The organism is Cohnella fermenti, from assembly GCF_004801405.1.
Classification (GTDB): Bacteria; Bacillota; Bacilli; order Paenibacillales; family Paenibacillaceae; genus Cohnella; species Cohnella fermenti.
The window spans coordinates 1-21,316 of the sequence record NZ_SSOB01000044.1 but is presented as its reverse complement, the minus strand read 5'-3'; the positions used below and the strand labels follow the sequence as shown (position 1 = coordinate 21,316).

Here is a 21,316-nt window from a genome sequence, read left to right as displayed (position 1 = left end):
GGGCCATCAGCAATGGGTCGTGAGAGCGGTTACAGTCGAGAAAACACTCCAGCCAAGGCTCGGCGCAGAATTTGGATCGTGCGGCCTTTGAACGCATCGTCGACGGGCCCGCCGGTCGGGTTGCGATAGAAGTGGCTGCTCGAATCCTCATCGAAGTCATAGCCGAGGAGCAGCATGTCCGTCATGTATTCGTCGGGCAGGGAGTCGCCCGTATAGCTCATCCAGAAGAAGGGAGTCGGGTAGATGCGCACATCGATATCCTGGGCTCCCGTATGAACGATGAAGAGATCGGTCTCCTGCCGGATCATCCATTGGTTCTTGGAATAGATCGAGATTCTCGAACCTTCCAGCGCCGACAGCGCGTCCAGATTGACGCCGAGAGCGAGGTTCAGCGTCGCGCGCAGCCCGGCTCCGGAGAGCGGGACGGACTCGCTCCGGCAGAGGTCCATATAGTTCCGGATGATTTCCCGAGCCGACTCGCCGCTGGGCGAGAAGGGCAGGCCGCCGACATCGATGCGGAAGACGAGCTTGATGAGCCTGATGATATTGTCGGCGTTCAATTTATGCTCGGAGGCTGCGATCAGCCAGCGATCCATTCTCTCGGTTTGGCTGCCGGATGCGGCATCGTAGTCGATGGTCATGGTTCTTCTAGTCCCCCTACTAGTTCCAAAATCCTATAAATTACTAGTATTATAAACGATTGCAAGGAAATTAACGATAAGGAACAAGAAGTAGATCTACTCTCCAGATGCCGGAATGTATGTGAAATTTCACATTCGTGCGGCTCGATAACGGGCAGGTTGAGTGATTTTATGTGAAAAATAGCATATATGGCGGAATTTCCGGACCGAGTTGTCGCATGTATGCTAAAAATCATATAAAACGCCGCGATTGCCTCCCATCCACGCCGACGAATGTGAAAAACCACATAAAATCGCAAAAGGCAGGCGGCGCCGCGCCAAAAGCCTCCCAACCGCAAAGAACCGTCGAGGGAGATCCTCCCTGACGGTTCCTCCTTATCCTCGACGGTTCTTCTTCATTCGTCTCTATTCCTGCTCCATGCCGGCGCCCAGTCCGTTCCGATCAGAAAAACTTCAGCAGCTCCGCCTTCACTTCGTCGTTCGAGCCGCCGACGAGCGTCTGGCGCTGCGGCTTGTCGAACAGCGCTTCGATCTGCGGCGGGAACGTCTGCTCGATGCCGATCAGCTCAATCGCCTCGTTGAACTTCGCCGGGTGCGCGGTCGACAGCGACACCGTCGCCTCGCCCTGCGCCGTGAACTTCTCGGCCGCCGCGACGCCGCAGGCGGTGTGCGGATCGAGCAGATAGCCGTGCTCGTCATGGCAGTTGCCGATCGTGGCGAGGCACTCGTCGTTCTGCACGCCGTGCGCGACGAAGTCCTTCTGCACCTCGGTCAGCTTCTCCGCCGGGATGACGATCTTGCCTTCCGTCTTGTAGGAGGCCATCATCGCCGAGATCGTCGCCGCGTCTTCCCCGTACAGGTAGTACAGGTAACGCTCGAAGTTGCTCGCCACCTGGATGTCCATCGACGGGCTGTACGTCATGTGGAACTCGCCCGGCTCGTAGACGCCTTCGGTGACGAAGCGCTCGAGGATGTTATTCTCGTTCGTCGCCAGGATAAGCTTGCCGATCGGCAGGCCCATGCGCTTCGCGAGGTATCCGGCGAAGATGTCGCCGAAGTTGCCCGTCGGCACGCTGAAGTTGACCGGCCCGGCATGTCCTTGCTTCGCGAGCCGGAACGCCGCGTAGAAGTAGTACACCGTCTGCGCCAGAATGCGGGCGATGTTGATCGAGTTGATCGCGCGCAGATGGTACTCCTGCTTAAACTTCACGTCCGCGAACAGCTCCTTGATGATGCGCTGGCAGTCGTCGAAGTTGCCTTCGACGGCCAGGTTGAGCACGTTGGCGTCGTCCACCGTCGTCATCTGCAGTTCCTGAACCTTGCTCACCTTGCCGCTCGGATGAAGAATGCAGATCCGGATGCCTTCCTTGCCGCGCACGCCCTCGATCGCCGAAGCTCCCGTGTCCCCGGACGTTGCCCCGAGAATGTGGATGATCGAATTTGTTTTCCGCGAGATGTAAGAATACAGATTGCCCAGGAACTGCAGCGCGACATCCTTGAAGGCGAAGGTCGGTCCGTGGAAAAGCTCCAGAATGTGCAGGCTGTCGCTCACGCGGCGAACCGGCGTCACCTCGCTGTGGCGGAACGTGCCGTAGCTGTCGTCCACGAGCTTCTTCAGGTCTTCGCGCGGGATCTCCCCGCCGATAAACAAGGAGAACACCTCGAGCGCCAGCTCTGGATAGGAGAGCTTCTGCCACTGGGCGAGCGTGTCCGACGATAGTTGCGGAAGGTGCTGCGGAACGAGCAAGCCGCCGTCGTCGGCCAGTCCCATCAGGACGGCATCGACGAAGCCGATCGCGCCTACTTGTCCCCTTGTGCTGATGTAGTCCATAACGATCCCCTTGTGCGAACTATGGTTCGCTCCGATTTTCACTCATTGTAACAAATAATGCGGGGGAATCCCAGAAAAAAACGGTCCGAAACCCTCCAAGGAGGATTCCGGACCGCTGGATTCAGGCTTGGCTTACGCCTTGCCGTTCGAGCCGAACTCGCGGATCTTGCCGATAACCGTCTGCTTGATCGCTTCGCGGCCCGGGCCGATGAACTTGCGCGGATCGTAAACGGTGTCGTTGGTGGCGAGAATCCCGCGAACGGCCTTGGTGAACTCGATCTGGTTCTCGGTGTTGACGTTGATCTTCGCCGTGCCGAGCGAGACCGACTTCTTGATCTGTTCGGTCGGGATGCCGGTGCCGCCGTGCAGAACGAGCGGAAGGCTGATCGTCTTGCAGATCTCTTCCATCTCCTTGAAGCCCAGCTTCGGCTCGCCCTTGTAAGGACCGTGAACGGAACCGAGCGCAGGAGCGAGGCAATCGATGCCCGTGCGTTGAACGAGCTCGAGGCATTCCTTCGGATCGGCATAGATGACGCCGTCGGCGATGACGTCGTCTTCCTGGCCGCCTACCGTGCCCAGCTCGGCTTCAACGGAGACGCCGTGTGCATGAGCATAGTCAACGACCTTCTTCGTCGTCTCGACGTTCTCTTCGAACGGATGGTGGGAAGCGTCGATCATGACGGATGTGAAGCCCGCGTCGATAGCCGCCTTGCACTTCTCGAAGCTCGAGCCGTGGTCGAGGTGGATTGCGACCGGAACCGTGATCTTGGATTCTTCGATCAGAGCCTTGACGATAGCGGTAACGACCTTGAAGCCGCCCATGTACTTGGCTGCGCCTTCGGATACGCCGAGGATGACCGGAGCTTGCTCGGATTGAGCGGCGTCGAGGATCGCTTGCGTCCATTCGAGGTTGTTGATGTTGAATTGGCCGACGGCATAACCGCCCTTAAGCGCGTTGTTCAGCATGTCCTTCATCGATTCCAATGCCATTGTTGATTGCCTCCTAGACTGTTGTAGAATCATTGCTTCTGTGGTGCTTCTATGGTCTTGCCGCAATTCCCGATCGGGACACGGTCTGCGGGATCGTTCTTAGCCGTCACAAACCAAGCAACTCCCAGCAGGCTTGTCCTCCAATCTCCTGTCTCTGTGTCACTCAATTTTCTATTATACATCATCTCTCCGAATTTAGCCGTGTTTGAACATAAAAAACGAACGTTTTCCCGCTGTTTTTGTTGCTGGCGGGTGTGTAAGCGCTGTCGATTGGCCTTCCCGGGGAACGCGATGCTAGAATGGAATCATATCGACAAGGACAATGGAGGTTCATGACATGTTCGGGGAAAAGGCGGCGATTCCGTCCGGGGCAACAATCGTGTTCCTGGGCGACAGCATTACCGATGACGGTACTTATATCAGTTATCTGGATGCGCACTTCCATATTCATCGGCCCGAGGTTCGGCTGAACCTCATCAACCTCGGGGTGAGCAGCGAGACGGCGTCCGGGCTCAGCGAGCCCGCGCATCCGTTCCCGCGCCCCTGCATCTTCGATCGCTTGGACCGGGCGCTGGCGGAGTCCGAGCCGGACATCGTCGTCGTCTGCTACGGGATGAACGACGGCATCTATTATCCGCTCGGGGAGGAGCGGTTCGAGGCGTATCGCGCCGGGATGCGGCGCCTGCTGCGGACGATCCGCGCTTCGGGCGCGCAGGCGATCGCGGTGACGCCGCCGCCGTTCGATCCGGTCTCGTTCGAGCGGGCGGCCGAGCGGCTGCGCCCGGCGGATGCGGCGGAGTTCAGCTACGACAAGCCCTACGAGGATTACGAGTCCGTGCTGAAGGCATACGCGGAATGGGTCATGACGCTGGACGAGAGCCGGGCCGACGGCGTCGTGAACATCCACGACCCGATGCTCGCCTGGATTCGGGAAGCGCGGGCGGCCGATCCCGGCTGCCGGACCGGCGACGGCATCCATCCGAACGCGCAGGGGCACCGGGTCATCGCCCGGACGCTGCTCGCCGGGCTGTTCGGCGAGACGGCGGCTGAGGCCCCGGCGGATGGGGCCCCGGTGGACGCGGCTCCGGCGGATGAGGCCGGTCCGGTCGGCGCGGCGGCGGACAGGGATGCGGCGGTTGGAGGGACAGCGGCGTATCCGCTTGTCTGGGAGCGCCACCGCCTGCTCAGCGCGGCGTGGAAGGAGCATGTCGGCCATACGAACGTGACGAAGGCGCCGAACGCGCTTCCGCTCGCGGAAGCGCAGGCCCGCGCGATCGAGCTGGAGGAGCGGATTCGCGAGCTGGTTGCGGCAGGGCGAGCCGAGTAGGCGGAGGGCATTCGCGCCTCCGACGGGCCTCCGTTGCGGAGGGATTTATTATGGAAGGAGAGAGGAATTATGCAGATGCGGGTAGACCGGCGGGGGAGCTCCGCCGTGGCGGTCATCGACAGCGAAGCGGTGCTGATCGCGGATGTGCAGGATGCGCTCGACCTGATGGCGACCGTGAGGTACAACGAAGGCTGCGATAAGCTGCTGATCCGCAAGATGAACGTGGCCGAGTCGTTCTTCGACCTGAGCACGCGCCTGGCGGGAGAAGTGCTGCAGAAGTACGTGAATTACCACGTCAAGCTCGCGATCGTCGGCAATTACGACGGCTATTCGAGCAAGAGCTTAAAGGACTTCATCTATGAGTGCAACAAGGGGAGCCAGGTGTTCTTCCTTCCGAGCGAGGAAGCGGCGCTGGAGGCGTTGCACGGAGCTTGACGATCGGGGCGGCGGTCGCCGATTGAAGTCGGAGAAGGCCTCGCCGCCGCGGACGTTCGGAATATATGTGATAATTCACATTCGCGCAGCGCGATAGCGGGCAGTTTGAGCGATTATATGTGAAAAATAGCATACGTGGACAAGGTTCGGGACCGAGTGGACCGTTGGAGAGGTTGATGTGGCGACTCATCTCGGTCCCTCCGCACGCCAATCGCCGCTCCAGTTGACCTGTGGTTACTCATCTGCACCCACCATGCCAGCACGGATGCCCGCACTTGAGTAATGGCGACTCATCTCGGTCCCTCCGCGCGCCAATCGCCGCTCCAGTTGACCCGTGGTTACTCATCTGCCCCCACCATGCCAGCACGAACGCCCGCACTTGAGTAATGGCGACTCATCTCAGCCCCTCCGCGCGCCAATCGCCGCTCCAGTTGACCCGTGGTTACTCATCTGCACCCACCATGCCTGTACGAACGCACGCACTTGAGTAATGGCGACTCATCTCGGTGCCTCCGCACGCCAATCGCCGCTCCAGTTTGACTCGTGTCTAGGAACAATGTGCCGGGAACTCGCACAACGACGCTCCGAAGAGGCGGTCGGAGGTGGATAGGCACGGATCGATGGATCGTCATTAAGCGGGCTTAATTTTCGTATTAAACCACATACAACGCTTCGATTGTCTCCAATTCAAGCCGCCGAATGTGAAAAATCGTATAAAATCGCAAAAGTCACCGGCCTGGCGAAGGGGCGACAGAGCAGGGCAAGGCAGCAAAGGAAAGCGCCCTGATCGCCAGAATCAGGAGTATTTCTCCAGAATGTAGATCGCTTCCTCAATGCCCACCGCGCGCCGGCTGTTGTCCGTCAGGTCCGTCAGGCATACCTGCCCGAGACGCCGTTCCTCCCCGCCGATCAGAACGGCGAACCGAACGCCGTCCTGATCGGCGCCGAGGCTGACGCGAATGCCTTCCGCGCGGAGCAGCCCCGCGGCGAGAAGCGCGTCTGCGCCGTCGTCGTCGGAGGCCGCGATGACCGTCGCCAGCGCGGCTTGCCTTGTTGCCGGAGCCGGCGACTCTTTCCCTGCCCGGAGCAGGGCATCCAGCAGCAGGAGCTCCGGCGTCGCTTCCTCGCCGCGCATGATCGCTTGAATGCTGCCCCGCAACCCTTGCTCGTTCCCCTTCGTACCGTCGTCGCTTTGGTTTTTCCGCAAGTTGTCCATTCCCATCCTCTCCTCATCGGCCCAAATAAAAAACGCGCCGGACCCCATGGTCCTGCGCGCTCTATGCCGCAGGGGGGCCAACGCGAGAAGCGTTAGCCCTCCCTGAATGAAGATCGGGAGTGCTAACGCCGCTTGTAATGGTAATGAAGTTGTCCGAGAGAGATCGCGTTCGTGCCGCCGCTTGCGAAGCCGTTCATGCGATCCCCTCCTTCATCGTTTGGTGCCATTATAACGAATCGGATGTGTGCTGGCAAGAGCATGACAGCAGAGAATTACAGCAAGATCGGGAAAGCGCGGCGGGAGCCGGCATGGTATCTTGGGTTCATCCGATCCTTCATCCGATCCTTCAACCGATCCTTCACGGAATAGCGCTATTCCTCATCGGAGTCGATGGGCAGTCTGCGGATCGGAGCGAAAATATGATAGGACGACTGCAGATCGCGGACATCGTCGAAGCGCTGAACGAGCTCGATGGGAGATTCGTCGGTCTCCTGCCGGGCAATCTTCAGGAATCGCGCGTAATCGGTCTTCAGGACATCGCCGATATCGAGCAGGTCGCCCGCATAGGTGAACTTGGCGCAGAAGAACGACGGTACGTCCACGGTAAAGTAAAAGGGCTTCTCGATGCGGATATCCTGCGGGATGCCGAACAGCGCCTTGAAGCGTGTCGACCCGGGCTGGCAGTTCGAATAGACGACGTAGCAGGGGCCTTGGACGGTGCGATCCAGCTCCTGCAGCAGCAGGTGCGAATGGGAATGAATTGTCTCTCTGTAATTTGTTTCCATATCGACCTCGAAGACGATGCCGCACAGCCGGATGGATTCGAATTCCGTCAGGGTGAAGCCGGTCACCACGTCGCCGTTGATGTTCTTGATGGGCCGTCTCACTACGTGGGGGACCGGACTTGGCCGAAGCCCGGGATTCCGGGTTCTTAGCAAGCTTGGAGCCGTGCCGTATTGGCGGCTGAACGCGCGAGTGAACGAGGACGGGGTCCCGAAGCCGAGTCGGATTGCGATGTCGGTGAGCGGCAATTCGCCGGCTTGAACGAGCGCCAGGGAAGCGTTCAGCCTTCGCGACAGGATGTATTGGTTCAATGAGCACCCCATCATGGCCGAGAAAAGCCGATGGAAGTAGAACTTGGACGTGTTGGAGGCATTCGCCACGGAATCCAGCGACAAGGGCCGGTCCAGCCGATTCTCTATGTGAATCAGGGCTTGCTCGACAATCTCGTAATGGTCCATGGGAATTCTCCAATCGAATTAGGAGGCCAAGAGGATGACGCAAGACAGGAGAAACGGGATTCTGATCGGGATTTGCTACATTGCGGCCGCGGTCACATCCGTTATTGCCGTGCTCTGCTACGACCCTGTGTTGAGCGAGAAGTGGTACTTATCTGTCATCGAAGGGCGACGAATGCAAGTGCTGGTCGGCGTCTTGAACGATCTCGTGCTCGTTCTGACGGCGATGGGCACTGCGGTGATGCTGTTCCCGTATCTGCGCCGCTGGAACGAGCGCCTCGCGCTCGGTTATCTTCTCTTCCGGTGCATGGAAGCCGTGTTCATCGCCATCGGAATTGTGAGCATTCTGGGGCTGTTGCAGCTTAGTCTTCACTATGAAGCAAACCGTTCGCTTAATCAAGACAATCTCGTCGAGCTCGGTTATCTGCTGCAAGGCGTCCATCGCTGGACGTCGATGCTGGGCCCTAACTTTATGCTGGGAGTCAACACGGCCCTGTACAGCTATCTGCTGTTCCGGACGAGGCTGGTTCCAAGACCGCTGGCCTCGTTCGGAATGGCGACGGCGGCGCTCGTGTTCGCGGCGGGGCTGCTGGAGATGTTCGGCGTCATCGAGCCGCTCTCGGCAGTCAAGGGAATGCTCGCTCTGCCGGTCGGCGTGTACGAGATGAGTCTGGCCGTCCGCTTGATCGCGAAGGGGCCGGGAGAGCCGCGGCAGCTTCGGGCATCATAAGCGGATTCAGCGGATTCAGCGAATTAAGCGGATGAGCCTCACAGATGCCGCCGGATCGTCGCTTCCAGCCGCTCGGCGATGCGGTCCGCGCCGAGGTCGAGCTCCTCGCGGCCTATGCGCAGCAGGATGAAGCGATCGCGATCCGGGTCGGCGCCGGCCACTTCGGCCAGCCAGCCGGCAAGACCGCGGGCCTTGCGGTCGATCTGCAGCAGCAGGGAGGCGCCGTCCTCGTCGAGCCGGAAGACGAGCTCCAGCTCGTCAAGCTCTCCCTGGAAGGCCGAGGTCGGCACGAATTCGAATTGCTGCACGAAGGCGACGCCGAGGGCGTTGTTGCAGGACGAATCGTATTCGTTGGACACCTTGCGCAGCAGCAAGCCGAGCCGGCTCGCCGCTTCCAGCACGGCCGCCGCATACGGGTGAGGCTTCACCTGGAGGTAATCCTGGTCCTTCGGGTCGATCGCTTCCTTGATATCGAGACCGGTCTGAATCCACACCGGGATGCGGTCCAGCGTAACGGGTGTGTCCAGCGGCAGCCGGAACGAGACCGGGAACTCGTACACTCTCTCCGCTTCGACGGTGAACCCTTCTGCCAGCAGGATTTTCGTAAGGGCCGCATCCGCTTCAACGACGCTCCCGCCGGATGGCTTCAAGTATCGGGTCATGACATAAGCGTAGACGTCGTCGACCTGCTGCTCGACGCGCCCGCCCTCGATGCGGACGACTCCGCCGATCGTATCTCCCGCCGTCACCGTATCCGTATCGAGAACGAGATCGACCTTGGCGGCTCCGATCCCGGCGCTGGCCAGCATTCGCTTGAACATGGACATTCTCGTTGCCCCCTTCCGCTTCTCTGTTCACTTCTATTACGATATGCCGACTGAAGCGGTTTCAAGTCCGGGTGCGCCCCGCCCGGAGACGGTATTCCTTCGGAGAGCAGCTCGCTTCCCTGCGGAAGACCTTGGCGAAGTGGTTCGTGTCGGGATACCCGACGAGCTCGGCGATCTCCTTCACGCTAAGATCGGACGAGCCGAGCAGCGACTTGGCCTTCTGCATCCGCTTGCGGCTTAAGTACTTGAGCGGCGGCATCGCAAAATGCTTGTTAAAGTACCGGACGAGGTAGTTCGGATGAAGGTGGACATGTCTCGCGAGCTGGTCCAGGGTGATCGCATCGGCCAGCCGTTCGTCGATGAACGCCTCGATCCGCCTCATTCGCTCGATCTCGCCGCTGCGCCCCGGCACAATCCGAAGCTGCGGGCCGACCTCCGCCAGGAAGGCGGCGACGAGCTCGAGCAGCACCGCCTTCTCGCGAATTCTCGCCAGGTAGCCGGGGTCCCGATGCAGGACGATCAGCTCGCGGAATCGTGCGGCGAGCGGAGCCATCCGCTCGGGCGGGATGTCGATGACAGCGGGGATGTCCACCCATTGGAACAGGTCCGCTCCGGCGAGCGTTGCCGTGAAGTGGCACCAATGCTTCGCATACGGCGCGCGGCTGTCGAGGGCGGAGAAGGATTGCCGAACGTGAGCCGGCATGTGGGCAAGCTGACCGGCGACAGGGAAGTACTCCTTGCCGTCGATCTTCAGCCAGCCTTCCCCGCTGTCGATCAGGTAGAGCTTGTTGTGCGACGGGACGTAGTCAAGCTCTCGCCACTCCGGCGTGCACCGGGTATAATCGCAATCCACCAGGTGAACCTGGAGCTGCTCCAGCAGATCGCCGAGGAAGTCGGAATTCGGATTCGGGGGGATCGTCATGCCGGCGGCACCTCGCCCTTCGTTCGAAAGTAGTTAATCTGGTCCCCATACAAGCTAATTCTCTGCCTATAGCGTACCACAAATCATTGCTAGACTTGGGGTATATCTTGAGGTATGGGAGCGTGTACACACATGAGCGGATCGTCTGGCGCATCGTCTATCGAGCAAAGAACCGAACGAACAAGAGGGTTCCTCCGGGATCGCTTCGGCATGTTTATCCATTGGGGGCTCTACGCGATTCCCGCGCGCGGCGAATGGGTCCGCAGCGTGGAGCGCATCAGCGCCTGGGACTATCAGCCGTACTTCGAAGAGTTCAACCCCGAGAGGTACGACCCGAAGGAATGGGCGAAGACGGCCAAGGCGGCGGGGATGAAGTACGCGGTGCTCACGGCGAAGCATCACGACGGCTTCTGTCTGTTCGACAGCGAACTGACGGACTACAAGTCGACGAACACGAAGTGCGGGCGCGACCTCGTGCGCGAGTTCCTTGAGGCGTTCCGGGCGGAGGGGCTCAAGGTCGGCCTGTACTATTCGCTGCTGGACTGGCACCATCCGGACTATCCCGGATACGGCGATCGGCATCATCCGATGCGCGACGACGAGGCCTATAAGCGCGATCCTGCGCGGTTCGACGTCTACCTCGACTATATGCACGGGCAGGTGCGCGAGCTGCTGACGAATTACGGCAAGCTCGACATCATGTGGTTCGACTTCTCGTACGAGGAGCTTACGGGGGAGGCGTGGCGGGCAACCGAGCTGATGGAAACGCTTCGTTCGCTCCAGCCGCACATCATTGTGGACAATCGGCTTGAAGGAGGGGGCGAAGGCGGCGGCTCCATCTACACAAGCGATCCGACCGTCTATTCGGGAGACTTCGCCTCGCCGGAGCAGATCATTCCGCCAAGCGGGGTGACGGATGAGGACGGGCAGTCGATTCCTTGGGAAGCTTGCATTACGCTGAACAACAACTGGGGGTACTGCGCATCCGACCGCGCGTACAAGTCGGCCAAGACGGTCATTCGCAAGCTGGTGGAATGCGTCAGCAAGAACGGCAACCTGCTGCTGAACGTCGGCCCGGACGCGAAGGGAGAGATTCCGCGCGAGTCGCTGGACGTGCTCGCGGAGGTGGGCGAATGGATGCGCCGCAACGGCGACAGCATCTACGGCTGCGGCGAGGCGGGGCTGCCGAAGCCGGAGTGGGGGCGCTACACGCGAAGCGGCGACAAGCTGTACGCGCATCTGCTCGAGGAGAGCGTGGGGCCGATCAACCTCGCGGGCCTGGCGGGGCGGGTGAAGCGGGCGAGGCTGCTGGCGGACGGCTCGGAGCTGATTCTGTCGCGACCGTGGAACGTCGGACTGTTCGAGAAGGACGCGTTCGTCAGCTTCGCGAAGCCGGAGCACTTCACGTATCCGCTGCCGGACGAGCGGGATACGGTCATCGAGCTTACGTTGGACGAGGAATAAAATACAACTCCATGCGGCGCCGCGGAATCGACTCTTCCGCGGCGTTGCTGTTATGATGAAGGAGGCAGGGATCGTACAAGGTGGTGGGGGAATGGGGATGAGGTGGATTTTCTACGGGGGGCTGTCGCTCGTCGTCTTGCTGGACCAGGCCGCCAAGCTGTGGGTTCGCCTGCACCTGGAGGTGGGGGAGTCGCTTCCCGTCCGGGACGGCTTCCAACTGACGTACTTCCGCAACTCCGGCGCCATGGGCAGCAGCTTCGAGGGATACGGACGCTGGTTCGTGCTTCCCGCGCTGCTCGTCGCCGTCTGGGCGGTGTATTCGCTGCACAAGGGGATGATGAGAGGAGTGCTGATGAAGCTCGGGGCGGCGCTGTTCGTCGGCGGGGCGATCGGGAATGCGATCGACCGCATCGCCTTCGGCTGGGTGACGGACTTCCTCGACTTCGGCCGGGGCATCTCCAACCTTGCGGATCATGCAATTACGGCCGGGCTGGCGCTTATTCTGGTGCAGGAGCTCGTGATCGGACCGCTGCGCAGAAAATACGGAAAGCCGTGCTACTGAGGCACGGCTTCTTCGTTGTGTCGGATCGGATCTCCCGCTCAGACCGGCTCCCGGTAATCCTCGACGATAATCTCGAGCCGGCCCGTCTCGGGGTCCATGACGCAGCCGTGCACGGGCACCGCCTTCGGGAACAGCGGGTGCTTGCGGATCATCCGCACGCTGTGCATGACGCCGTCCTCGGCCCGCTCGAAGCCGCGCAGGAACTTCTCCATCCGGATGCCGGAATGCTCCAGCGTCTCGATGACGAGAGGATCGATGCCATGGGCGATGAACTGTTCCACCATCTGCTCCGGATCGATCTCGGTCATGCCGCAGCCGTGGTGCCCGATCACGACGACCTCCTGCGCTCCCAGCTCGTAGACCGCGACCAGAACGCTTCGCATCGCGCTCCCGAACGGCTGGGTCAGAATCGCGCCCGCGTTCTTGATGAACTTGGCGTCGCCGTTCTTCAGGCCGAGCGCCTTGGGCAGCAGCTCGACAAGTCTCGTATCCATGCAGGTCAGGATCACGACCTTCTTGTCCGGGTACTTGTCCGTCAAGTACGCCTCGTACTGCTTCTCCTCGACAAAATGACGATTATACTCCGTCAGGCTTGTCAGAATGGACATGTCGCTCTCCTCCTTGTTCACTTTAAGGTGAATTCATTGTCGCATGAGAGGCGAGCTCTGTCCATCGGGCGGATTGGGGGGGAGGCTATTGCCCGGAAGAGGACAGGGCGGTCCGCTTCTTGCGGAGGCGATAGAGCACGACGGCCAGGACGACAGCGAAGATGGCGAGCAGCAGGTAGAGGCGGCTGTGCGATGCGGCCGACAGCAGGCTGAAGGAGACGGAGGACAGCACCAGGCCGTAGATCAGGTTGCCGATCGTCGTCGCCAGAACGAAGTGCGACGTTCGAATCGAGCTCAGCCCCGATGCGATGTTGATCAGATTCGTCGGCATAAACGGAAGGATGCGCCCCGACAGCACGAACACGAAGCCGCTTCGCTCGATTTTCTCCCGGAATTGCTGCATCTTGGAGTGGACGAACACATCGTGGAACAGGTGGCGGATCGAGAGGAAGACGAGCGTGCTGCCGACGACGCTGCACAGGCAGCCGTACAGGTAGCCGGTCCAGAACCCGAACAGCGCGATATTCGCCGTAATGACCAGGATCAGCGGGATGAAGGTGAAGATGTTCTGCAGCGTCATGATGACGAGCATGATCAAGAGCAGCAGCGCGAGATTGTCGTGTGCCAGCGACCGGATCGTGTCCGGGGATATGTCCGCAACGGTCAGGCCGCTGCTCCGCAGGGCGAGGAACAGGCAGAGCAGGAAGACGAGATACCCGGCCGCGCGAATGAGCAGTTTGCGTTTATTCATGACGTACGTACTCCTTTTGGCGTGTCCGAACTGTTCTCTTTATTATAAGGGATTTTGGGAGCGGGGAGTGCTTAAGATTACATTTAGGGGCGGGTGGGGGCTATGCGGTGACAGGAGCGGACAGGGCTGTCTGGTGACTAACAGACGGTTATCTAGAGAATAGCCGGTCAATATCCGATGGACTGCCCTGTGGTTACTCTGAGCACAATCTGAGCCCATTCGCTCCCACTCTGAACGCCTCTAAGCTGATACTAACCGCTCTTAAACCGATACTAACCGACGTAAGCCGATACTAACCGCCCCTAAGCCCGCCCTGTGATGCAAAATTACGTCTGTTTATGCCCGAAGGGGCGGGTTGAGTGCGATGAGATGCAAAAGTAACGTGTGGTGCAGATGGGCAGGAGGTGGCGCCGCGCTTTGTTTTGCGTTTGTTGCCGGCGATAGGATAAGCTGAGAGCAACCAGATATTCGTGCGGAGGGACAGGTTATCATGCAAATTCAGATCGTGTGCGTGGGGAAGCTGAAGGAGAAGTACTGGACGGACGGGGTGGCGGAGTATGGGAAAAGGCTGAGCGCCTACGCCAAGCTCGACATCCGCGAGCTGCCTGACGAGAAGACGCCGGACTCGATGAGCCCGGCGGAGGAGGAGCAGGTGCGCGTCCGCGAAGGCGAGCGCATCCTGGCCGCGCTGCGGGACGGCGCACACGTCGTGGCGCTCGCCATCGACGGCGAGACCTGGTCGAGCGAGCAGCTCGCCGCCCACCTGGACAAGCAGGCCGTCTACGGCGGCGGCTCCGTCAGCTTCGTCATCGGCGGCTCGCTCGGCCTATCGCCGGCCGTACTCAAGCGCGCCGACAAGAAGCTGTCGTTCGGGCGGATGACGTATCCCCACCAGATGATGCGGGTCATGCTGGTGGAGCAGATTTATAGGGCGTTTAGGATTGTTCGGGGGGAACCGTATCATAAGTAGGGCGAAATTTGCGGCTTCTCGTAGATCGATATCAACATTTTTTGAATCGAATGGAAATTTCTGATACTATAAAGTTGGCATTTAATTGCAGTATTTATCTTACGTCGTGGGAGAATAAAAATGAAGTTAGGAATGAAAGTGTTCTTTGGAATTGTTGTGGTAATTGCCATTCTTGCTTTAGCTGCTGGTATTGGGAGCCCATTTTACATCCAGTCGGAATACCTGGGCGATGGTGCCTATCCAACGCATAAAGATTTAGGACCAATTGGGGATTGGCTTGGTGGATCGTCGACTCCGTTTTTTACAGTCGCGAGCTTTTTTATTTTGGTTGCGGCACTCATTGCGCAAATGGCTGAGCTTAGAGCGACGAGAGAAGAATTCGCGCAGCAGAACAAGGAGTTTAAAGAACAAAACCAGTTGATGAGCATCCAGCGGTTTGAAAGCACCTTCTTTCAAATGGTGTCTTTGCATCATCAGATTGTGAACTCCATTGAAGATGTGAGAGAGACAAGAGGATACGGATCTGCGCTTTATGTACAAAGTGCACCGGATTCCATTTCTTCCGTGGTCATAAGAGGCAGACAGGTATTGGCGGATTGGGGTAGCGAACGAAAGTGTTTTTTCGCTAAGTTACAGTTATCTGAACAAGAATTAAGAGATGACTTTGAGGACTTCTACAACAAGAAAGAGTCAAATTTAGGACATTATTTCCGTAATCTGTTCCATATTGTTGAGTTCATCGATAAAAGCTCAGAGCTCACCGTTTACGATGATAAAGGGGAACCGGATACAGATAAGACAATGGAGCAAAGACGCAAATACATTCGAATTATTAGAGCGCAGCTATCGACAACGGAAATGATATTGCTATTCTATAATTCTTTAACGACGTATGGAACAGCTTTTCATGATTTGATTGTCAAATATAGGCTGCTGAATAATCTGCGCAAAGAGTTATTGCCGGTAGCGATGCGCCCTGTTTTTATTGCCATGAAGCAGAACTGAATAAAGCTATCTCAAATGATAATTGTAAGCATATGACCGAAGTTGGGGGCTTTTCCGGACAAAGGAAAAGCCCCTTCTGCTTGTTGTTCAGCAGAAGCGGCCACGCTTAAAAAATGCTTCTCAGTCTCCTCGTTGAAGGCGAGCTCGACACTGCCGACGCGCTTTCTGTCGTCCAGCGTGATCCGCTTCACGATCAGGTGCAGCAGGGTCTTACGCTGCGGGAATGGCGAACGGCGGAGCAGGGTGTCGAGCCGGCCCACCAGGGAGCGCACGAGCTCGTAGGAGACGGGCTCGGCATGGTCGTCCTGGAGCTCCAGTTGCAGCTTCGACCGGCGGGTGAGCTCGACGTCGAGCTCCCGATTCAGGTCGTTTAGGCGTCCCGCGAACAGGTCTCGGTCGATCTCGTCCATCTCGTACAGCCCGAGGTACTTGCGCTTCTTCTCCTCCAGTTTGTCGATCCGGGCCTGAACCGCCGCCAACTCGTCGCAGAGGGGCTTGATCCGGCCCGAGCGCCGCTCGTTGACACTCTGGACGACTTTCTTGAGAATGTCGGGCTGCGTGACCGCCTGCCGGATGCGCTCCGTGACAGACTTCTCAGCCTCGTCCTTGCGGACGCTGTTGGCGTGGCAGACCGCGCTGCCCTGGCTTCGGAATCGCCCGCAGGAGTAGTACATGCGAACAATTTTTGCATTGTCCTTCTTCCTCCGGTTCACCGTTCGGCTCGCGGTCATCGCCGCGCCACACTCGGGGCAGCGGATGAGCCCGGTCAGCAGGTACTCGCCCTCGAAGCGTTTCTTTGGCAAAACGCATTTTTGCCGCCGCAGCAACTGAACCTTATCCCAGAGTGGCTCCGACACGATCGCCGGGTGATGCCCGTCAACGAGGATCATCTCGGAGGACTTGCCCCTGCGCCGCTTCTCGGCCCAATTCTCGTATTGGTTGTAACGAATTCGCCCTATAAACATGGGGTTGTCCAGCAAGTCCCGGACGGCTGTCGTCGAGAACGACTTCCTTTCTTTGGTTCTGTGCCCCTTGTGATTCAAGGCGTTGGCGATAGCTTTAAGTCCGTGGCCGAGAGCGTATTGCTCGAAAACATACCTGACGATAGAGGCCTCTTCCTCGACGACGACAACCTTGGAGTCCCGGTCGCGGATTCCGTCCTCGCGGGAGACCACCTTGTAGCCGAGCGGAACCTTCCCGTTGTGCTTGCCCGTTCGTGCCCGTTGCTTGTGGCCCATTCGGACGTTGTCGACAATCGTATTGCGCTCAAGCTCACCGACGGCTCCCATCATTTGCAGGGCAAATTTGCCCATCGGTGTGCTGGTGTCAAAGTTTTCGGAGAAGGAACGGAACACGATGTTGCACTTCTCCAGAAGCTCGACGATGTGAAGCAAATCAATGGTTTTGCGAGCCATGCGGTTGAATTTCCACACGATGACTTCGGTGAACTTTTTCTCCTTGGCATCGCTAAGCAGTCGTTGAAGTTCGTAACGCCCCTTAATGCTTTTGCCGCTTACGCCTCGGTCGACATATTCGTAAGCCACCTCCTTGTTGTAGAGCTTGCAGTAGTTGCGAAGGGTTTCGAGCTGCGCGTCGATTGAGTAGCCGTGCAAGGCTTGCTCCTCGGTGCTGACCCGAACGTAGATGGCCACTTTTTCAATGATACTCATGCTTGCTGACTCTCCTTTGCTGATTTGAACTGTAATTCCAGGCCGTGCAAGGCTGCGGTGCCGTAGATGGTTGCTTCGGCGATGTTCCGATTCGCGGGGATGGCGATGCGGTCGATCAGGCTTTGGAAAAGCCGCTTTTTCTGGGGGCCTGAGGCCGACCGCAACAGCGGGCGAAACCGCTCCAACGCATCCCGGATGCTTGTCTCGGAATGGTGCGGGTCCGATTGCTTCTCGACCGTTCGTGCGGTTTGTCGGCGCTCATCCTCAAGCAGCACGGCTTCTTCACGGACGGAATCCATCCTTGCCTTGAATTCTGCAGAATCAAGCTGCCCGTCTTCGAACATCTCGTAGCAGTGCAGGCGGCTTTTTTTCAGGAAGGCCAGGCGGTTGTCAATCTCCTTGAGCCGCTGTCGAGATGGAAGCAGCCGTTGTTCCCGTTTTCGGTTGATCTCGGCAATCAGTTGCTCGGCCACATGGGGTCGAAGTAGGACATCGCGCAGTCGCTCTTCAACCCAATCTTCTGCAGCATCCGCTCGGATGTTATGGGGTCGACAGGCGAAGCCGCCGCCGGAGTTGTAGCGACCGCAAACGTAATAAAAAGACAGGGCGGAAGTGCCGTCCCGCCGTCTGCGCCGGACATGGCCGGGGACCATGCCGCTGCCGCAAGCCGGACACTTCAGCAGACCGGCCAGCGGAAAGGAGCGGGAGACCGCTTTGGCAACCGGTCGGGAACGCTGCTGCAAGCGCTCTTGGACGCGATCCCACAGCGACTGAGGCACGATCGGCGGCTGAGAGCCTTTCACGAGGACGCGCGTGTTGGCTTCGTCCGAGTAAGTGATGATCCCGATATAGTTTACATTGCTCAGAATCCCTCGCACGGAGACACTGCAGAACATTTTCCCCCGCTTGGTTTGAACTCCGGCACCGTTAAGCCGATTGGCGATGGCCTTCAATCCCAGGCCGGACGCGTACCATTCAAACATGGCTTGAACAACCTCTGCTTCTTCGGGCACGATCTCGGCAAAGGATTGCTTGCTGTTCAGCGGATTGACGATCCAGCGGTAGCCGAGAACCTGATTGCCGCTGTTCCACCCACCAAGCCGATTCCGCTTCTGCATGCCGTGACGGGTATTTTGTATGATCTGCTCCCGCTCATACTCGGCCACGGAGCCCGCCATCTGGAGGTAGAACTTCCCCGCTGGCGTGTCGGTCTGAAAGTTCTCCGTCAAGCTGTGGAAGGAGATGCCGTTGCGATCAAGCCGTTCGATGATGTGCAGGAGATCGACAAGCTTGCGCGACAAGCGGTTCAGTCGCAGGCACAGTACAACCTGAAAGCGGCCTTTGTCGGCATCGTGCAGAAGCTTGCGCAGGGCCGGACGCCCGTCAATCGACTTGCCCGACAACCCGGCATCGACATAAACGTCGTAAATGTCCATGTGGGCACTCGTGCAGTAGCGGGTCAATTCATTGCGCTGCGCCTCAAGACTGAAGCCTTCGACTTGCTCCTCGGAGGATACCCGGATGTAGAGCGCGCCAGTGCGACGCTGTTCGGGGAGCAAGATTACATCTCCGCGGAAGAACTATCGACAGCATCGTTCAGAGCGGCTTCAAAGGATGCAAGTGCTCCCAAAATCTTAATTGAGAAAAGATCAATTGGCTTTCTGAAGTCCATGTTTGATCCGGGGCTGTTCAGAGAAACATTACTTGCTTGCAAATCTTCAACAATGTGTAGGAGATCAATTGTCTTCCGTGAAATATGTTTAAGCTGAGGCGTCATCACTTCATTGAAAAGTCCGTTCTTGGCGTCGTCCAACAAGCGGTTCAAGGAAGGACGGCTCATGTCATTGCCACTGTATCCATGATCGACGTAGATGTGAACCAGCTTCTTGCCTTGCTTCAGGCATTCTTCGGTCAATAATTGAATGTCCGAAGCCATTCGGTCTTGACCGTGGAAGTTGCTGCGGATGTAGAAAGCGACTTTGGTTGTTGGGTTCATTTTGTATGGTCCTCCAATTGGTTGTGGTTTTGACAGGGGGATAAGCGGCTTAAGCGACTGCGCGAATCCGGAATTCCGTGGTACCCAGCAGCTCGCAGGTCATTTCCCAATCGAGTTGTTCCTGCTGCTCCTCCTCCATGATGGCAAGAGTGGCGGCGCGAAGCTCCGGGGAAGCCTGTTTCTCCAGGTATTTGAATATCATATCGCTCAAAATGTCGAGCACGAGCTGAAGTTCTGATTCACGTTCGGCGAGATTCGGGGTATCGATCATCCTCAACGCCTCCCTTGCCGTTGCCAGGGCGGAAGACGGCGTTGGGATTTGGCCCAGCTCTCCGCTTTGGTTTTGGGAGGCTTGACCAGTTCGGAGGAAAAACGGGCATAGAAGATAAGAGCAGGCTTGCCGGATGGCTTATTCATGGGATCATTTCTTCCCCTTCTTTTTGGATTTTCGGTACTCGATAAACTCCAGTAAAAGCTGGGTGGCAGCGACAACAAACGAGACAATCGCTTTTTTCATTCCACGATCACCTACATCAAACCCCGTTCCTTCAGGCTGACGAAGTTGCCGTCGCCCAGCACGAGATGATCCAGCAGCTCGATCCCGAGCAGGGTGCCGCTGTCCCGCAGACGCTCGGTCAGTTCAATGTCCTCCGGGCTCGGCTGAGGCTCACCGGAAGGGTGGTTGTGGCAGGCGATGATAGAGGCGGAGTTCGCCAGAATGGCCAGCTTGAACGTTTCGCGTGGATGAACCAGTGAAGCGTTTAGGCTGCCGCTCGACACTTGATGCAAAGCTGTCGGCTCGTTTTTGGTGTTCAAGCAAAGGATGCAGAACGTCTCCCGGTCGCAGTCGCCGATGAATTGGCGGAAGATTTCGGCAGCCTGGCGCGGAGAATGGATCTTCCGTTGCGGATAAAGAATGGAAGGTCGTTCGCGTACCATGCGCAAGGAAAGGAATTCAATTTTTTTGGCGGCATTCGCTCTCATCTTCCCGCACCTCCAATATCCATGCGCTCATTCAACCAGGCTTCTGTACGTTCGTCCAAAAGCTCGGACGGAATCACGTACTGGACGATAAAATCGGAATCAAACAGCACCCCGACCCGGTACACGGCCAGATCGGCCAACGGTATGCGTTCGAAATACTCCAGCCCGTAGGGAGCTTCCTTCAGTAGCAGTAAAATCGAATCACCGGGTTCGCAAAGATAAACTGGGTCCGATAGAAAGTGTTCCTCCGGCTCCCCAGCCTCGATGGATTCGGCAATCAGGCTGCGGATGTACGTCACAAGAGAGGAGGGAAATCCCGCCTGCTCCAAAGCTGCAATTCGGGAATGGGTTGAAACAATAATCATGATTTTGGCCCCTTTCATCGGTTCTCAAATGGATCAAAATCATAATATAAGTTCCAAAACCGTCTGCTTCCGGTTCGCCACATCTCGGTCCCTGCCCTGTCCGATCCACACCGAGTCAGGGGGGGGGGGCTCCCCCTTTGTCCCTTTCTTTGGGGGAGGGTTGCGCCCTTCTTTTCCAGACAAGTTGTTGTTGTTTTTTCGGGGGGCTAAGGGGGACAAGCGTCTGCAAGCCTTGCCCCGCCTGGCTTCCGGTCGTCCCCCAGTGAAGGGAACACGGGGGGAGGAGGGGGCTACAGAACGTCGAACGGGTTCCCGTTCCCGCCTGGGGCAGAGGTGCTCGCCGCCGACTCTCTCCTGACGCTCTCCCGGCTCGGATGGTCGTCCCCTTTTTCCACGAGAAACTCGCGTTTGATCCAGACGGTCGTCACTCGCTGGCCGTCGATGCTTTTGCGCCGTCGCCGTTTCGTCTTCTCCTTGCCGTTCTCCGTCGAGATCTCCGGGATCAGGCAGCCCGCCTCCTCAAGCTGCTTCCAGAGGGACTCCTGCTTGAGCGGGATCTGCTCACCCTGCCGGGACAGGAAGGAGCCGACCTTGTTGTACAGAATGTCCGGCAGAAAGTAAAAATGTTCGGCATCCGACCAGCCGACATGGCTGTCGGAAGTCCAGCGGTATGATGTCAAGCCCCTGATTCATGAGAATTGGAAATTTTTTTGGCCATGAGGCGGATGAGTCAAGAAAAAGGGCACATCAAATCAAACCCAGTCGAAAATCGAGTTATCTACCA

Annotated in this window: 23 protein-coding genes; 7 read left to right on the top strand and 16 right to left on the bottom strand. The window is 58.2% G+C overall.

What is annotated here, in order from left to right; translation table 11 throughout:
• Positions 1 to 29 precede the first annotated feature (29 nt).
• The 3 genes from E6C55_RS26305 to E6C55_RS26295 form a co-directional block, all read right to left on the bottom strand.
• Positions 30 to 641: a hypothetical protein gene (locus E6C55_RS26305; protein WP_136372815.1), complete on the bottom strand. Its 612-nt coding sequence runs from the start codon at positions 639 to 641 to the stop codon at positions 30 to 32.
• Between the two features lie 442 nt (positions 642 to 1,083).
• Positions 1,084 to 2,472, bottom strand: a complete 1,389-nt coding sequence (gene thrC, locus E6C55_RS26300; RefSeq protein ID WP_136372814.1) for a threonine synthase — start codon at positions 2,470 to 2,472, stop codon at positions 1,084 to 1,086.
• A gap of 132 nt (positions 2,473 to 2,604) precedes the next feature.
• Positions 2,605 to 3,462 (bottom strand): class II fructose-bisphosphate aldolase, encoded by an 858-nt coding sequence (locus tag E6C55_RS26295; protein WP_136372813.1) that lies wholly within the window; start codon positions 3,460 to 3,462, stop codon positions 2,605 to 2,607.
• A 337-nt stretch (positions 3,463 to 3,799) separates the two neighbouring features.
• Between E6C55_RS26295 and E6C55_RS26290 the strand changes: the two genes are divergently transcribed.
• Entirely contained in the window at positions 3,800 to 4,789 is a 990-nt protein-coding gene (locus tag E6C55_RS26290) for an SGNH/GDSL hydrolase family protein (protein ID WP_168735887.1), read from the top strand.
• Between the two features lie 69 nt (positions 4,790 to 4,858).
• Positions 4,859 to 5,224 carry a DUF4180 domain-containing protein gene (locus E6C55_RS26285; protein ID WP_136372811.1) on the top strand — a complete coding sequence of 122 codons (366 nt, stop codon included), beginning with the start codon at positions 4,859 to 4,861 and terminating at the stop codon, positions 5,222 to 5,224.
• Positions 5,225 to 6,020: 796 nt separating this feature from the next.
• Here the strand turns inward: E6C55_RS26285 and E6C55_RS26280 are convergent.
• Both E6C55_RS26280 and E6C55_RS26275 read right to left on the bottom strand, forming a co-directional pair.
• On the bottom strand, positions 6,021 to 6,440 hold the full coding sequence (locus E6C55_RS26280) for a hypothetical protein (RefSeq protein WP_136372810.1): 420 nt from the start codon (positions 6,438 to 6,440) through the stop codon (positions 6,021 to 6,023).
• Positions 6,441 to 6,811: 371 nt separating this feature from the next.
• Positions 6,812 to 7,681 (bottom strand): helix-turn-helix transcriptional regulator, encoded by an 870-nt coding sequence (locus tag E6C55_RS26275; RefSeq protein WP_136372809.1) that lies wholly within the window; start codon positions 7,679 to 7,681, stop codon positions 6,812 to 6,814.
• A 34-nt stretch (positions 7,682 to 7,715) separates the two neighbouring features.
• Here E6C55_RS26275 and E6C55_RS26270 point away from each other — a divergent pair, with 34 nt between their 5' ends.
• Positions 7,716 to 8,408: a DUF4386 domain-containing protein gene (locus E6C55_RS26270; RefSeq protein WP_136372808.1), complete on the top strand. Its 693-nt coding sequence runs from the start codon at positions 7,716 to 7,718 to the stop codon at positions 8,406 to 8,408.
• A 38-nt stretch (positions 8,409 to 8,446) separates the two neighbouring features.
• Here E6C55_RS26270 and E6C55_RS26265 read toward each other — a convergent pair whose 3' ends face one another.
• Together E6C55_RS26265 and E6C55_RS26260 are read right to left on the bottom strand one after the other, a co-directional pair.
• On the bottom strand, positions 8,447 to 9,235 hold the full coding sequence (locus tag E6C55_RS26265; RefSeq protein ID WP_136372807.1) for a sporulation protein: 789 nt from the start codon (positions 9,233 to 9,235) through the stop codon (positions 8,447 to 8,449).
• 61 nt (positions 9,236 to 9,296) lie between these two features.
• Positions 9,297 to 10,157 carry an AraC family transcriptional regulator gene (locus tag E6C55_RS26260; RefSeq protein WP_230986871.1) on the bottom strand — a complete coding sequence of 287 codons (861 nt, stop codon included), beginning with the start codon at positions 10,155 to 10,157 and terminating at the stop codon, positions 9,297 to 9,299.
• Between the two features lie 132 nt (positions 10,158 to 10,289).
• Between E6C55_RS26260 and E6C55_RS26255 the strand changes: the two genes are divergently transcribed.
• Both E6C55_RS26255 and lspA read left to right on the top strand, forming a co-directional pair.
• Complete coding sequence (locus E6C55_RS26255) at positions 10,290 to 11,621, top strand: alpha-L-fucosidase (protein ID WP_136372806.1); 1,332 nt, start codon at positions 10,290 to 10,292, stop codon at positions 11,619 to 11,621.
• A 91-nt stretch (positions 11,622 to 11,712) separates the two neighbouring features.
• Positions 11,713 to 12,183: a signal peptidase II gene (gene lspA, locus E6C55_RS26250; protein ID WP_230986870.1), complete on the top strand. Its 471-nt coding sequence runs from the start codon at positions 11,713 to 11,715 to the stop codon at positions 12,181 to 12,183.
• A 38-nt stretch (positions 12,184 to 12,221) separates the two neighbouring features.
• Here lspA and E6C55_RS26245 read toward each other — a convergent pair whose 3' ends face one another.
• Both E6C55_RS26245 and E6C55_RS26240 read right to left on the bottom strand, forming a co-directional pair.
• Complete coding sequence (locus E6C55_RS26245; protein ID WP_136372805.1) at positions 12,222 to 12,791, bottom strand: beta-class carbonic anhydrase; 570 nt, start codon at positions 12,789 to 12,791, stop codon at positions 12,222 to 12,224.
• 85 nt (positions 12,792 to 12,876) lie between these two features.
• A complete protein-coding gene (locus E6C55_RS26240; protein WP_136372804.1) occupies positions 12,877 to 13,542 on the bottom strand; it encodes a TVP38/TMEM64 family protein in 666 nt (221 codons plus the stop codon).
• Between the two features lie 490 nt (positions 13,543 to 14,032).
• On the opposite strand from E6C55_RS26240, the gene rlmH reads away from it, so the two are divergent.
• Positions 14,033 to 14,512, top strand: coding sequence for a 23S rRNA (pseudouridine(1915)-N(3))-methyltransferase RlmH (rlmH, locus tag E6C55_RS26235; protein ID WP_136372803.1), 480 nt, complete (start codon positions 14,033 to 14,035; stop codon positions 14,510 to 14,512).
• 120 nt (positions 14,513 to 14,632) lie between these two features.
• Entirely contained in the window at positions 14,633 to 15,517 is an 885-nt protein-coding gene (locus tag E6C55_RS26230; protein WP_136372802.1) for a putative phage abortive infection protein, read from the top strand.
• Between the two features lie 11 nt (positions 15,518 to 15,528).
• On the opposite strand, the gene E6C55_RS26225 is transcribed toward E6C55_RS26230, so the two are convergent.
• From E6C55_RS26225 to E6C55_RS26195, 7 genes are all read right to left on the bottom strand, one after another.
• Complete coding sequence (locus tag E6C55_RS26225; protein WP_136372801.1) at positions 15,529 to 17,187, bottom strand: recombinase family protein; 1,659 nt, start codon at positions 17,185 to 17,187, stop codon at positions 15,529 to 15,531.
• Positions 17,184 to 18,746, bottom strand: coding sequence for a recombinase family protein (locus E6C55_RS26220; RefSeq protein ID WP_136372800.1), 1,563 nt, complete (start codon positions 18,744 to 18,746; stop codon positions 17,184 to 17,186). Before E6C55_RS26220 ends, E6C55_RS26225 begins: the two co-directional genes overlap by 4 nt.
• 2 nt (positions 18,747 to 18,748) lie before the next feature.
• Positions 18,749 to 19,183 (bottom strand): recombinase family protein, encoded by a 435-nt coding sequence (locus tag E6C55_RS26215; protein ID WP_136372799.1) that lies wholly within the window; start codon positions 19,181 to 19,183, stop codon positions 18,749 to 18,751.
• 49 nt (positions 19,184 to 19,232) lie between these two features.
• Positions 19,233 to 19,454 (bottom strand): hypothetical protein, encoded by a 222-nt coding sequence (locus E6C55_RS26210; protein ID WP_136372798.1) that lies wholly within the window; start codon positions 19,452 to 19,454, stop codon positions 19,233 to 19,235.
• Positions 19,455 to 19,711: 257 nt separating this feature from the next.
• A complete protein-coding gene (locus tag E6C55_RS26205; RefSeq protein WP_136372797.1) occupies positions 19,712 to 20,167 on the bottom strand; it encodes a JAB domain-containing protein in 456 nt (151 codons plus the stop codon).
• On the bottom strand, positions 20,164 to 20,532 hold the full coding sequence (locus E6C55_RS26200) for a hypothetical protein (protein ID WP_136372796.1): 369 nt from the start codon (positions 20,530 to 20,532) through the stop codon (positions 20,164 to 20,166). The genes E6C55_RS26205 and E6C55_RS26200 overlap by 4 nt, the downstream gene beginning before the upstream one ends.
• A 290-nt stretch (positions 20,533 to 20,822) precedes the next feature.
• Positions 20,823 to 21,212, bottom strand: coding sequence for a hypothetical protein (locus tag E6C55_RS26195; RefSeq protein WP_136372795.1), 390 nt, complete (start codon positions 21,210 to 21,212; stop codon positions 20,823 to 20,825).
• Positions 21,213 to 21,316 lie beyond the last annotated feature (104 nt).